This is a genomic window from Flavobacterium sp. H122 (assembly GCF_004959765.1).
Classification (GTDB): domain Bacteria; phylum Bacteroidota; class Bacteroidia; order Flavobacteriales; family Flavobacteriaceae; genus Flavobacterium.
The window spans coordinates 312267-326838 of sequence record NZ_SJZD01000001.1 but is presented as its reverse complement, the minus strand read 5'-3'; the positions used below and the strand labels follow the sequence as shown (position 1 = coordinate 326838).

Genomic DNA, 14572 nt, shown 5'->3' with positions numbered 1-14572 from the left:
CGTAAAATGCTTATTTTTAATGTCTTAAATTTTAAAAGTATGAATCCGAATAAGGCATTATGGGAAAAAGGTGATTTCACAAAAATCGCACAGACTATGCGCGAAAGTGGTGAGGCATTAATTGATAAAATTGGAATTACAAAAGAAACCAACCTTCTTGATTTAGGTTGTGGTGATGGAACAACAGCAATTCCTGCCGCAAAAACCGGCGCCAGAGTTCTAGGGGTCGATATTGCACGAAACTTAGTTGAAGCAGGAAATAACCGTGTTAAACAGGAGAACTTAAGCAATTGCAGTTTTCAGGAAGGTGACGCGACCGATTTAAATGATTTGAAAGACCAGACTTTTGATATGGTAATCAGTATTTTTGGGGCTATGTTTGCGCCAAAGCCTTTTGATGTAGCCAAGGAAATGGTTAGAGTTACCAAACCGGGCGGAAAAATAGTAATGGGTAATTGGATTCCCGGAGATCCTACCCTTGTTGCCCAAATCCTGAAAATTTGTTCCGCTTATACGCCTCCGCCTCCGGAAGGTTTTGTAAGTCCTATGCTGTGGGGGATTGAGGATAATGTTATTGAACGTTTTGGCAATGCAGGAATCGCAAAGGAAAATATATCCTTCACTAAAGATGAATTTACTTTTAGAGCGTCTTATCCGCCTTCGGATTTTGTTGCCGTATTTAAAAATTATTACGGTCCAACTATGAACGCTTTTGAAGCGGCCGGACTAAATAGTAAAGCGGCTGATCTGCAACGTGAATTGGAAGATTTATTTGCCGCTCAGAATAGCGCAAAAGCAGATAATACAGCCATAACGGCTAACTTTTTGAGAGTGACTGTTCAATGCTGATAATGCAATTGAAGTAAGCAGTACTCTTTTTGTCTGATACGAAAGAAAAGACAGGGACAGCGTTAGCGTTAGAATAGTATTAATTGCCTGAAACCAGTTTGGCAAAATCTTCATTACTGCCGTTAAATACATCAAAATCGTTGGTATAGGAATCTAAAGAATAATTTTGAGTCTTTTGCCAGATTGTCCATGATTTCGTTTTCCAGACAGATGGTACTTTAGGCGCTGTACCAGCATTATAGTCGGCTATCCATAAACTGTAACTGGAAAAATCCGGATTATTGATTTCCGAGTTGCCTATGTTGGTATCTGTATATAATATGGGTTTTTTACCTGTTTTTTGTTCCAAAATGGTCAAAAACTGCAATAAATTCTTTTGAATGGTTGATTTATTGCAATTTTTATCAATGCTGTTTTCTTCAAAATCTACAATGGGAGGAAGGTCGGTATCTAAAAATGTGCCTACTGTAGTAAGAAAATAATTCGCTTGTTGTACAGGATCATCGGCACAATGATAAAAATGATAGGCCCCTCTTACAAATCCTTGTTGCTGTATTGATTTCCAGTTGGTTTTAAAATCAGGGTCTGTATAAGTTAAACCTTCGGTTGCTTTGCAGATCACAAAATCCAATTGGCTTCCTTTCTTATTCAAATAATCGATTTCGTCGCCCTGAAAATGGGAAATATCTATTCCGGATATAGATGTGTCCGTATTTTGTCTTTCAGGCATAGCCGATAGGCAGATTCCCATGGTGAGAATAATTCCAACTAAAAATAGGTAATGTTTAAGCCTCATATATCTTCAATTTGTTATGCTAAAGATAATAATTAGGTTATTTCTTACAAAAATATTGTTTATTTATGATTGATTAAAGAAACGATTTCGATAATTCAGTAAAGATTTTCTCGAAACCGGGTTTCCATGGCCAAGATAAAACACCTGCGTTGGCAACGAGAGAATATGGTCAATACTGCTTTTAACCTGCTCCAGATTATCGTGAAATGGCGGATGTTTCATTCTTGTATGCAACATGATACCACCAAGAAATATACCTGATGATGCCAAATCCATAATAATGGCTTGTCCGTCCTCTAAAACAACTGATAAAGTTCCGGGTGTATGTCCGGGCGTGTGGATTATTTTTCCTTGAATACCATAACTTGACAGATCATATTCCTCGTTATCATATAAAACAATATCGGGTTCGCAGGGAAGTGCTTTTCCTTTCAATAATCTGGGTTTTAGAAATTTCTTCCAAAAGGTATGATTCGGTTTCAGTGTATCTGATAAACTTTTTCCGGTTTGAACAGCTCTTTTATCGGCATCATGAATAAGTACTGGTACATTTAAAATATCTTTTAGCTTTTTCACACTGCCAAAATGATCGATATGTCCGTGGGTAATGATTAACAGACCGATGTCTTCCAAAGCGATCTGATGTTTTTTCAATTGTTTTAGAATTTTATTTTCACTGTTGGGAACACCTGTATCGATAAGAATATGTTTGTGCTGTCCTTTAATAAGATAAGAATTAATCATACCCAAAGGATAAATAGCTAATTGAATGATTTCTTGCATTTTGTTACGTTTTTAATGAGCAGCAAAATTCAGAATCAGGCAATCAAATCCACTTGATAAATGTTAGGAAATTATTTTTTTTCGGATACGGCTTAACGATTCAGGCTTGACACCAATGTAAGAAGCAACATATTGTATAGGAACGTTTTGAATAACTTCGGGTTGCTTGTCCAGTAATTTCAAATAACGTTTTTCAGCCGTTAGTGTAAGTAAATCATTTATGCGCTGACGATGAAAGGTGATGGTTTTTTCGTAAAGCTGTTTGCAAAAGGCACTCCAAAAAGTACTTTCATTATTCAGCATCGTATAGTCAGATTTTGTGATATAAAGCACTTCACAATCGGTCACACATTGAATGTTTTCTATAGAAATACTATGGGTAACAAAACTTTCAAAACTGGTGATGAAATTGTTTTTTCCCAGAATTTGCGTTGTTATTTCATTGCCCTCCTCATAATAATACGTCCGAATATAGCCTTTTGAAATAAAATATAAATTCTGAGCAATCGAATTTTCTTTCTCTAGAAAAGTTCCTTTAGTAAAATAAGCAGTTTTAAAGGCTTGTTCCAATAAACGTATATCATTTTCATTTTCGGGTTTAGCTACCAATTTTGAAATGCAATCTAATAAAGGCTTCAGCGACATAATGGTTTTAATCTTTGTCTTGTAAATGTAGCGATTATTGCGGACAGGCACTTTTAAATTTTTATCATTACTCTGAAGTGCTTTAAAAGAAAACATTCCATCCTTGTTTATTTTTTTATTTTCATTTTTTAAACGCGAATTATGTGTCTAATTTTTCAAAAATATTTTTTAGACACAAAAAGTGTGCTTAATTATTATTATGAATTTTTTAGACGCAGGATTTGTTGAAAGATAAGAAGCTTCCGGTTGCTATCGAAAATGTCCCGCTGTGCTGGCTGGCAACATCTTGTTAGGGATAGTTGTTTTACTTTAACTCTGAAATTATCAGTTTCTTTTGTTTAAAAGTGTTCATTATGGCTTTTCCGCTAATGGCAGGGTCGCTATGATGAATAAGGTCAAAATATTCAGTTGGTACAACCTGCCAGGACAAACCATACTTGTCCTTACACCAACCGCATGGACCTTCTTCACCGCCATTGGAAGTCAGTGCTTCCCAATAGTAATCCACCTCGGCTTGGTCTTTACAATTAATTACCAAGGATATGGCTTCATTAAATTTGAACCAAGGTCCGGCAGCCAAGATACTGAATTCCACTCCGGCTATTTCCATTACTGCCGTTTCAAATTCCCCTGATAAATCATCTGGGTTACCATCTTTAGGTATCTTTGTAAAGAAGCGATAGTCCTTTAATTTACCATCTTTAAAAATAGAGAGATAATAATCCACTACAGCTTTGGCATCTTTTTCTACCCATAAACAAGGGGTGATTTTTTGTGGTGTCATATTCTATTATTTTAAAGTGAATAATAAGTCTATAGCCTGACGCGAGTTTTATGCCCGTGTCCAAACCAAAACATTTTGAATTTAAATACTATTATAAAGATAGTGATACTTTTTTGTTGTTGTTTAAGTATGAGGGAGATACTCGTGTTAGTTGATTATGGTTTTTAAAGCATTTTTGAAGGAAACAATTTTACAAACACAACAATAAAAATAATAGAATAAAAAAGTTGAGTGAATAGTAATAGTAATTTACCATTTGGTAAACTTGAATAACTTGTCAAAAAAAGAAGGGAACATAGCCATAATTGGATTATTAAAATTAACATAACAATTAAAGACCAAATGATTTGTTTGATAAGTTCAGGTGGGGTAAAGCCATGTATGATTAATCCGAATAATTGTATGAAGAATACTAATAAAAATAAAAAACCAAAGAGGAGTAAATGTGCTTTTAGTGTAGTTACAAAGTTATTTTTAATTTTTCTGAATATAAGCGAATAAATAATAGTAAAGCATAAGCTTAACAGCCCAAATTTGAATATCAAAATTAAGATTTCAATTATAAAATCGATATGTTTTCCTCCTATTGACATTTTTAATGTTTGTTGGTCAAAATTACACTAAAAATTCCAAAGGCTGGCGTGCGAACTTCCAGCTCGTGTGTTTAATCAATTTGTTTTAATTGGAAAGATTTTATAAAAAGAGTAAAGTACTATTATTATTTAAGCATGAGCGAGAGTTGGCAGTAGTACATTTATTTATCTTAAATCGTTTAATAGTTTCTTAAATGAAAAATATGTTGTGTCTTTCAATAGACCTTTTGAAATTAATTTCATTTTTATAGATTCTTTTGATGCTTTAAATTTTAAACTTAATTGATTTAATAAGTTGTGAACTAAAATTTGATTTACAGGTTGTTTGTCTAAATAAAGATAGTTTTTATGAATGTTTTCTTTGATAAAAAACTTTGACACTTCAAACATAAAAGGTTTAGTTGGAATTAATAAATTACTAGCAAATATATTAGCTTGAATTTCTAACCTTTTATTGTTTATTTCTGAAACATTATAATTTATTGATAACGTAAAATCATCGTCTTCTTTTTTTTCAATTTTGTCTTTTAAGATTTTACTGTGCAAAATTAAATGACCAATTTCGTGACAAAGTGTAAACCTAAATCTATTTTCTTCTAGTTCAGAATTTACATGTATTTTCAGAGGGTTAAATTCAATTTTGCCTAAAACATTATTCTCTAATTCTGAAAAATTAAAAATTGCAAAATATTTTTCCTCAATAAATTTGCAGACTTTTTCAGTATTTAATGTTGAGTTATCGTGAATGTCATAAGCTAACATTCTATCAACAATTTCTTCAATTCGTTCTTCAGTAACATAAGGAATTTTTAAATATTTTTCCTTGTGTTTATAAATGTCAATTATACCAAGATCGAGAATTAAATCTGCAATATTATTATAGGTTTTATTACCAATTAAAGCTAAAAAAGGTTCGGTTTCATCATTTTCAAAATCAATTGAGTTTGTGTTTTCTTTTCGATAATTTATCCAATCTAATTGATTGTCACTTTTTATTTTTAGTAAACCAATTTTTAATGATTTTGCTATGTTAATAGTGTTTTTTGCAAAACCTTTGTTTGTAGCAATAATTCCTTTGGAATTATGTCTTCCAATTTGAGTTAATTTCGAATCAAATTCTTCGATGTCTTCTACACCGACATTTTTATTCAGATATTTACACTCTATTATATTTACAAAAGAATAATTTTCGGAATTTGGCATATAACTTTCGATTGAAATATCACAAATTATATAATCTTTTCGCTGTTCTGAATAATACTTCTGTTTACTAAAAATTTTACTGTTTTTTCCACTTAAAAAATATTCTTCATTTTTTAGTAAGTCATTGATTAAATCAAAAACTCTTTTTTCAAAAATATCTCCTTTAAGTGTTGTATTCATTCAGTCTGTGGTTATATTACTGCCAATTTAAAAATATACGCAATTGATTAAAATAATCAATTACCTATACTGGTCATTCAAATCTACAAAAAGCCTCAGAATTGTATTAAAAAACTTATCAACAAGAATTTATTAAACAGTCATCGAAAACAGCTGTGTCTGTGGTGCTTTGCGTTTTAAGCGTAAGTCAAACGCCATGCAAATATTGCGTACAAAGGGTTTGCCTTTTTCGGTCACGGTAATGGCGTTGTGCTGGCGTATGAGCAAGCCGTCCTGTTCCATTTCTTCCAGTTGGGCAAGTACTTCGGGTAGTTCTTTAAAGTACAAATGATCCGCATCCCATGAGGTGGTGAACTGGCACATTAGGTTTAAAATATGTTGGCGTATGATGAGGTCTTCTTTAGTCAAAATATGCCCTTTGCAAACCGGTATTTCATTGTTGTCCAAGCGATCGTAATAATCTTCTATGGTCTTTTCGTTTTGGGCAAAACTGTACCAACTGTCGCTTATAGAGGAGGCGCCCAAACCAATCATAACCTGTGTTTTGGATGCTGTGTACCCCATAAAGTTACGGTGCAGTTTTCCCGCCTGAAAGGCTTGAAACATACCGTCGGTTTTCTTAGCAAAGTGATCCATGCCTATTTCATGGTAGCCTTTTTTGGCCAAAAGCTGTTTGCCTATTTCGTAAAGTTTGCGTTTTTCTTCGTCACGGGGCACGTCTTCATCTTTAAATCCGCGTTGTCCGTTGCCTTTGATCCACGGCACATGCGCATAGCTGTAAAATGCCAAACGATCCGGAGAAAGCGATTTGGTTTTTTCTATAGTATCTACAATGTTTTCAATGCCTTGAAACGGCAGACCAAAAACCAAGTCATGGGAAATAGAGGTATAGCCAATTTCTTTTGCCCACAAAGTGACTTTGGCCACATTTTGAAACGGCTGGATACGGTGAATGGCTTTTTGAACGGTATCGCTGTAATCCTGTACACCATAACTCACACGACGAAAACCCAAATCGTATAACGTTTGTAAATGCTCGCGAGTGGTATTGTTAGGATGCCCTTCAAAGCTAAATTCGCGGTCTGGTGCAACTTTGGCTTTAGCTAAAATACCATTGATTAACCGTGACAGATTTTCGGTAGAGAAGAAAGTCGGTGTCCCGCCGCCTAAATGAATTTCTTTAATGATTGGTGTTTCAGTAAACAACTCACAATACAAATCCCATTCTTTGAGTACGGCAGTAATATAAGGTTCTTCCACTTCATGACGTTTGGTAATGCGTTTATGGCAACCGCAGAACGTACATAAGCTTTCACAAAACGGCAGGTGGATGTAGAGGCTGATTCCTTCGGTTGCATTACTTTCCTGAAATGATTTTAAAAGAGTATTTTTCCATTTTTCTGCTGAAAATTTTTCTTCTTCCCAATACGGAACGGTTGGGTAGCTTGTATATCTTGGTCCGGGAACGTTGTATTTTTGTACTAATGAAATCGCCATGATTATAATAATTTACAATTTCAAAAGTAAGTCGCTTATTTGTAGTGGGAAATGATAATTATCATGTTCAAAATTTCGGTATGAGTGTGGTTTTTACCATTAAGGTATTAAGGCTGTTTAGTTGAAATACGCTGAGTTTTTTTTACCATTAAGGTATTAAGATTGTTTAGTCGTAATGCGCTTAGTTGTTTTTTACCATTAAGGAATTAAGGTCGTTTAATTGTAATGCGCTTAGTTTTTGCGAAAGGACTTAAAAAACTTAATTTCTTAATGGTTAAAATTTTTGTTACTTTTTCCAATCCCAAATTACTACACTCCATTCTACCAAATCAGGAGCGGTGTAGCGATGGATTTCTTTAAAACCTATGCGGTTATGCGCTTTCATCGAGCGTTCGTTTTTTAGAGCTATTTCGGTAATGGCAAAATCATATTTTGATGCAAATTCTTTTTGATATTCATGGTATAAGTTGTCAAAAACACCCATGCCTCTGTAGTCTTTACTGACACAAACCTGACCTACGACCATGTAGTTGTACTCAGACACTTTTTTGTCCAAATAAGAAATCTCTTGAAACAACTCAAACATAGGTTCTAAAATTGGAATATCGTTTTTAGAGACATTGGTCATCGCTAAAACATATCCTATTACTTTTTCATCGTCCAGAGCAATAGTATGTTTTTCAATAGCATTCATCTTTTGAAGAATGTCAAGGGTATGTTGTACCGTAACAAAACCTTGCTCTAGCGCTTCTTCTTTTGAAATAGATATAGGTAAATTGGCTTTTTGCAAGTCAATTATACCCAGTAATTCCTTATCTGTGTTTGCGTTAGTATATATAATCATAGCCATAAAAAAAGGAGCATTCAATGCTCCTTGTAAATTTATACTGTTTTTTGAACGACTTCAAATATAGCGCCGTCCTCACATTTTAATGTTTTTGAAGGATACTTCATAATCAAGGTATAATCGTGTGTTGCCATGACGATGGTTTTTCCGTTTTGGTTTATTTTTCTAAGTACTTCCATGACTTCCACACTGGTTTGAGGGTCAAGGTTTCCTGTAGGTTCATCGGCAAGAATCAATTCCGGATCATTTAACAAGGCACGTGCAATAGCCACACGCTGCTGTTCACCGCCTGATAATTGGTGAGGCATTTTGTGTGCTAAATTTTTCATGCCTACTTTATCCAGTACTTCTTCAATTTTAACCTGCATGTCTGATTCGTCTTCCCAGCCTGTAGCTTTAAGCACAAAATGTAAGTTGGCAAACACGCTTCTGTCCGGTAAAAGTTTAAAATCCTGGAATACAATACCAATTTTTCTTCTCAAAAAAGGAATATCATCATCAATTAATCCGTGTAAATCATAATCTACGATAGTTCCTTCGCCGTGCACCAATGGTAAATCGGCATACAGCGTTTTCATAAAACTACTTTTTCCGGAACCTGTTTTACCAATAACATAAATAAACTCTCCCGGATTTACTTTAAGATTGATGTCTGATAAAATTTTATTTCCTTCCTGATATATAGTAACGTTATGTAACGATAAAATGGTTTGTGACATAATTTTGGTATTAATTTTGGTAAAAGTAATAAGTAAACGTGCTTATTCAAAATAAATTTTGGAATAAATGTAAGGTTTTTATGGCTGACAGGATTAGAAAAGAGGTTTGCTAAATGATGATAGGAAATTGCACCTGGCAGATTTTTAAAACCTGTCAGGTATTGGAATATGATTTTTGAATTTTGCAGAAATATATACTAAACACCAACTAAGGGCGTTTTTAAAATAAGAAAATACTAAATTTGAATCACAAAAAAGTTTTCTATGCGCAAATTACCCATAGCATTTATAATCGCATTATCTTTTGGAAGCACTTCCGTTTTTAGTCAGCAATCAGAGATATACACCAATTCTTTAGCAGAATATCATAAGGGGTTGACATTGTTTAAAAACAAACAATATCAGTCGGCTCAAATAATTTTTGACAAGACCCGTCAAAATGCAAATCCAGAAACGGAGTCGGACTGTACTTTTTACAGTGCTGTAGCGGCTTTGCGGATCAAGCAGGAAGGAGCAGATGATAAGATGGAACAGTTCCTAAAAAACTATCCAACGAGTACTAAGTTGAATATTGCATATGTTGAACTTGCCACATATTACTTTGAAAATGGCAAATACGCCCGTTCCCTGGAAAATTTTGACAAGGTTGAGGAAGGAGCCTTAACCAATGAAGAGTTGGATAAATACAATTTTTACAGAGGTTATACTTTTTTTACCACAAATGATAAAAAATCGGCCAGACAATATTTCAGTAAAGTTGAAAATTCTAAAGAATATGGCTCTCAGGCCAAATATTATTTAGGTTTTTTAGCCTATGAAGGCGATAATTACCAGGAAGCCAGTCAGTATTTTGAACAAGTGGAAGGTGATGAGAAATACAAAGAAAAGTTATCCTATTTTCAGGCTGATATGGCTTTTAAATCGGGTAATTTTCAAAAAGCTGTTGATCTAGGCCAAAAGGCAATGGCAAAATCGTCCCCGGCTGAAAAATCGGAACTGAACAGAATCATTGGACAGAGTTATTTCAATTTGAAACAATACGATAAATCTATTCCGTATTTGGCGGCATACAAAGGCAAAAGCGGAAAATGGAACAATAACGATTATTATCAGTTGGGGTATGCTTATTACAAGCAAAATGATTTTGAGAATGCGATTACCCAATTCAATAAAATTATAAGCGGTAACGACAGCGTGGCTCAAAACGCCTATTATCATTTAGGGGAGAGTTATTTAAAAACCGATAAAAAACAGCAGGCTTTAAATGCGTTTAAAAATGCTTCGGAGATGAGTTTTGACGCAAAAATTCAGGAAGATGCCCATTTAAACTATGCCCGTTTAAGTTATGATATAGGGAATTCGTATCAAAGTGTACCGGATGTCCTGAACGGATTTATCACAAAATACCCTGACAATCCTAGTAAAACAGAAATTGAGACTTTGTTGATTAATTCATATATCACTTCTAAAAATTACAAAGAAGCTTTAGCGTTATTGGAAAAAAACAAATCCTTTGGGAATAAGACAGCGTACCAAAAAGTTACTTTTTACAGAGGATTGGAACTATACAATGATGGTGCTTACAAAGAGGCGCTGGCTATGTTTAAAAAATCTATCGCTGAGCAAAAAGACGCAGCGTTTACCGCCAGAGGTACATTTTGGAAAGGTGAAACTGAATTTGTTCTTGACGATTATTCAAATGCCTTGTTAAGTTACAAGCAGTTTACAGGTTTTCCCGGAGCTTCAAAAACACCCGAGTTTGCAACAATAAATTACAATATTGCCTATTCACATTTTAAACTGAAAGAATATGATCAGGCCGCTGGTTTTTTTCAAAAATATATAGATGTTTCTAAAGGAGATAAAACCAGATTGGTTGATGCTTATCTCCGTTTGGCCGACAGCCGTTTTGTGACTTCAAAATATACATCGGCTATCGAGGCTTATGATAAAGCAATTGCTTTAAAAGGAGTGGATGCTGATTATGCAGCTTTCCAAAAAGCGATTTCGTATGGCTTTGCCGGTAAAAACGACAAAAAAATAAGCGAATTTACCTCGTTTATCAAAAACTTCCCTGATTCACAATATCGTGATGATGCCTTGTTTGAGTTGGGAAACACCTATACAGCAGTAAACCAGACATCGTCTGCTGTTAAAACTTATGATCAGCTGATTAGTGAATATAAAAAAGGAAGTTATACTTCAAAAGCGATTCTTAGACAAGGATTGATTTATTATAATGAAGATAAAGACGAGTTGGCGCTGACAAAATTCAAGAAAGTGGTTTCTGAATTCCCTAGAACAGATGAAGCAAATGAAGCCGTTAAGACAGCCCGATTGATTTATGTGGATAAAGGCCGCGTTGATGAATATGCGGCATGGGTAAAAACGCTCGATTTTGTTGAAGTGACTGATGCCGAATTGGATAATGATACCTGGGAAGCGGCTGAAAAGCAATATGCTCAGGGTAATACATCACAAGCTGTTTCGAATTTAAAAAGCTATGTGTCTAATTTCCCTAACGGACTTCATGCTTTAAAAGCGAATTATTATTTGGCCGACTTGTATTTCAAACAAGGGGAAACCAATAATTCGGTTCCTCATTATGAGTATATAATTTCTAAAAGCAGAAACGAATATACTGAACAGGCATTATCAAGATTAGCCGAAATATATGTCAAAAAAGGAGATATGGATAAAGCAATTCCTGTTTTAACCAGATTAGAGTCGGAGTCAGATTTTCCTCAAAATAAAACCTTTGCCCAAGCTAATTTAATGAAAGGCTACTACGATAAAAAAGATTATGCTAAGGCGGTTGTGTATGCTGATAAAGTGCTTGAGAATCCTAAAACGGATGCAAAAATAAAGAGTGATGCACAAATCATTGTGGCTCGTTCAGCAATGCAGGCAGGAGATGAAGCAAAAGCAAGAGAAAGTTATGCGAAGCTTCAAAAAATTGCTAAAGGAGAGCTAATGGCTGAAGCCTTGTATTATGATGCGTATTTCAAACACAAAGATGGTAAATACGAAGCTTCGAATACAGTGGTGCAAAAAATCGCTAAAGAGTATTCAGGCTACAAATATTACGGTGCCAAAAGTTTAATCGTAATGGCTAAAAACTTTTACGGATTAAAAGACAGCTTCCAGGCGACATACATTTTGGAAAGTGTAATTAAAAATTTCAAAGAATTTGATGATGTAGTTGCAGAAGCCCAAACGGAATTAAATACAATCAAAGCCGAAGAAGCAAAAACGAATTCATCAGTGAAATAGATAATGGATGATAGACGAAGAGATAATAGACAGATAGATGGCAGACGATAGAAATATGGAAACAGCATTTAGAAGGCATAATTTCAAAAAACTTAAAATTTGGCAGATGGCAATGGACTTGGCTAAAATGATTTTTGAAAAGACAGAAGTTTTTCCTGAAAATGAAAAATATGGTTTGATATCTCAAATGAACAGATGTGTAATATCAATACCGTCAAATATATCTGAAGGCTCAAGCAGGACTAATAAATCTTTTAGTCATTTTTTAGACATAAGTCTAGGTTCATCTTTTGAATTGCAGACCCAAGTTTTGTTAGCAAACATGGAAGGTTATATCTCAGAACAGCAAACAAAAGATTTAGAATCAAAAATTGAAGAATTACAAAAAGCAACAATGACTTTTCAAAATACATTGAATTAATATGGTTTCAACAAAGCAAAAATATAATCAATCATTTCGCCTGATGTTAAATAATCAACCATCTTTTGGTCTATTATCTTTCAGTCCGGCATCTTTTAATCTATCGTTAAAGAGTCTATCATCTCTTCGTCTATTATCTATCTGTCTTTTATTTACACAGTTTGTGATAGCTCAAAAGAAAGACGATATAGGTACAGAAGTTGTAAACGTGGTAAAACCTTACACACCAACAATTTCTGATGCTTATAAAGTAAAAGAAGTGCCTCCTGCAGAAGATGCAGAAACTACTAAGAAAGAAGAAGTGAAATACCAGATTTTTTCCTTTCCGGTAGCATCTACTTTTGTACCTGCAAAAGGAAAAGCACAAGGTGTTGAAAAACCTAAAGAAGAAAAACTTTGGCCTAATTATGCTACGGTAGGTTACGGGAATTATAGTACCTTAAATGCCGAATTGTTTGTAACACATGATATTGATGAAAATCAATATGCTGGCGGTATGTTCCGTTATTTGAGTTCAGGAGGAGGAATAAAAGAAGTGGAACTGGATGATGATTTTTCGGAAATTTCAATTGGCGGTTTGTATGGTTATAATAAGTATGATACAAGTTTTAAACTGGATTTAGGATATAAAAGAGATAGTTATAACTGGTATGGTTTACCTTTGGAAAACCCTAATTATACATCTATTGCCTTTAATTCTGTTGACCCGCTTCATGTGTTTAACACATTTAAAGTAGGTTCTGAATTAGCCGTATCAAAAAGTTTTTTTGAAAAATTAAATGTGAATTTTATAGGTTTTTCTGATGATTACGGCTCGCGCGAAAACAGATTCATAGTAAAACCTGATTTTAAGTTTGATTTTAGAGATACTTCGGTAAAGTTGAAATTCAATCTGGATTATGCCAATACTACTTTTGATGAGTCATACCAGTTAACACCGCCGCCATCAGGTTCTGATTATAAAATTGATAAGTCGCATTTGATTTTTAGCGGTAATCCAAGCTTTACAATTCTAAAGGATGATTTGTCTATAGAATTAGGTGCTGAATTTGCTTATCTGGCCCGATTAAAAAATACGTATGCAGGATCTGATCAGGGAAATGAGAGTGGTGTTTTTATTTATCCAAAAATTAAAGCGTCTTATAAGTTAGTGGGTGATTTGATGGTTTTCGTTGCTGGTGCTGAGGGTGGTTTACAACAGAATACGTATGAAAACTTTGCTTCACAAAATAAATTCATTTCGCCTACATTGGATATTATGCCAACAGATAATCAATACAATATCTATGCGGGATTGAATGGTAAACTGACTAATTCTGTGGCGTATAACGTAAAAGCGAGTTATGATTCTTCAAAGAATAAGGCTTTGTTTGTGACTAATCCGTATTTATCATCACCTTCTGAAAATTATAGTTACGGCAACTCATTCAATGTAGTGTATGATAATATAAAAACCATTTCTTTCTATGGGGAATTAAAAGCGGATATCAATAAAAACATTGCTTTGGGAATTAACGGACAGTTAAATGCATACAATACGGATATCCAGGAAGAAGCATGGAATCTGCCTACGGTTAAGTTTACATTTACTTCTGATTTTAATGTAGGTAAAAAATTCTATGCCGGAACGCAGTTGTTTTATGTAGGGGAGCGAAAAGATCAGTTTACAAATTACACAGGTTTTGTTAATCCGGATTCAGTGCAAACGTTGGAAGGATATTTTGATATCAATGCACACATTGGTTACAAGCACAACGAAAGATTGAATTTCTTCCTGAAAGGGAACAATCTTGCCAATAAAAACTATCAGCGCTGGTTAAACTATCCGGTACAAGGAGTACAAGTGATGGGTGGAGCCAGTTATAAGTTTGATTTTTAATTATTCTACCATATAAGTCATATAAGGCATATAAGTCCGTCACATACGCTTAAATGACTTATATGTCTTATATGTTTAAAAAAATACGAGCTTTGCCTAAATC

The 14572-nt window shown here is 34.2% G+C and carries 12 protein-coding genes; 4 read left to right on the top strand and 8 right to left on the bottom strand.

The genetic code is table 11. The features are described from left to right. The first annotated feature begins 39 nt into the window (after positions 1 to 39). Positions 40 to 849, top strand: coding sequence for a class I SAM-dependent methyltransferase (locus EZM65_RS01590; RefSeq protein WP_136666766.1), 810 nt, complete (start codon positions 40 to 42; stop codon positions 847 to 849). Positions 850 to 928: 79 nt separating this feature from the next. Here EZM65_RS01590 and EZM65_RS01585 read toward each other — a convergent pair whose 3' ends face one another. From EZM65_RS01585 to EZM65_RS01550, 8 genes are all read right to left on the bottom strand, one after another. Next, a complete protein-coding gene (locus EZM65_RS01585) occupies positions 929 to 1600 on the bottom strand; it encodes a glycoside hydrolase family 25 protein (RefSeq protein ID WP_169051612.1) in 672 nt (223 codons plus the stop codon). Positions 1601 to 1708: 108 nt separating this feature from the next. Continuing rightward, positions 1709 to 2428: an MBL fold metallo-hydrolase gene (locus EZM65_RS01580; protein ID WP_136666764.1), complete on the bottom strand. Its 720-nt coding sequence runs from the start codon at positions 2426 to 2428 to the stop codon at positions 1709 to 1711. 63 nt (positions 2429 to 2491) lie between these two features. Next, complete coding sequence (locus EZM65_RS01575) at positions 2492 to 3169, bottom strand: Crp/Fnr family transcriptional regulator (RefSeq protein ID WP_136666763.1); 678 nt, start codon at positions 3167 to 3169, stop codon at positions 2492 to 2494. Positions 3170 to 3377: 208 nt separating this feature from the next. Then, on the bottom strand, positions 3378 to 3857 hold the full coding sequence (locus tag EZM65_RS01570) for a VOC family protein (protein ID WP_136666762.1): 480 nt from the start codon (positions 3855 to 3857) through the stop codon (positions 3378 to 3380). 758 nt (positions 3858 to 4615) lie between these two features. Beyond that, a complete protein-coding gene (locus tag EZM65_RS01565) occupies positions 4616 to 5833 on the bottom strand; it encodes an ImmA/IrrE family metallo-endopeptidase (protein ID WP_136666761.1) in 1218 nt (405 codons plus the stop codon). A 132-nt stretch (positions 5834 to 5965) separates the two neighbouring features. Continuing rightward, positions 5966 to 7330 carry an oxygen-independent coproporphyrinogen III oxidase gene (gene hemN, locus EZM65_RS01560; RefSeq protein ID WP_136666760.1) on the bottom strand — a complete coding sequence of 455 codons (1365 nt, stop codon included), beginning with the start codon at positions 7328 to 7330 and terminating at the stop codon, positions 5966 to 5968. A 286-nt stretch (positions 7331 to 7616) separates the two neighbouring features. Continuing rightward, positions 7617 to 8180, bottom strand: coding sequence for a GNAT family N-acetyltransferase (locus tag EZM65_RS01555; RefSeq protein ID WP_169051611.1), 564 nt, complete (start codon positions 8178 to 8180; stop codon positions 7617 to 7619). Between the two features lie 32 nt (positions 8181 to 8212). Then, the gene (locus EZM65_RS01550) at positions 8213 to 8896 is read right to left on the bottom strand and encodes a cell division ATP-binding protein FtsE (RefSeq protein ID WP_136666759.1); all 684 of its coding nucleotides are present in this window, start codon (positions 8894 to 8896) and stop codon (positions 8213 to 8215) included. 264 nt (positions 8897 to 9160) lie between these two features. On the opposite strand from EZM65_RS01550, the gene EZM65_RS01545 reads away from it, so the two are divergent. Genes EZM65_RS01545 through EZM65_RS01535 form a run of 3 tightly spaced genes read left to right on the top strand, consistent with a single transcriptional unit; the run spans position 9161 to position 14469 of the window. Continuing rightward, the gene (locus tag EZM65_RS01545; RefSeq protein ID WP_136666758.1) at positions 9161 to 12169 is read left to right on the top strand and encodes a tetratricopeptide repeat protein; all 3009 of its coding nucleotides are present in this window, start codon (positions 9161 to 9163) and stop codon (positions 12167 to 12169) included. A gap of 37 nt (positions 12170 to 12206) precedes the next feature. Continuing rightward, the gene (locus EZM65_RS01540; protein WP_248574802.1) at positions 12207 to 12590 is read left to right on the top strand and encodes a four helix bundle protein; all 384 of its coding nucleotides are present in this window, start codon (positions 12207 to 12209) and stop codon (positions 12588 to 12590) included. Between the two features lie 43 nt (positions 12591 to 12633). After that, entirely contained in the window at positions 12634 to 14469 is a 1836-nt protein-coding gene (locus EZM65_RS01535; RefSeq protein WP_248574801.1) for a TonB-dependent receptor, read from the top strand. Positions 14470 to 14572 lie beyond the last annotated feature (103 nt).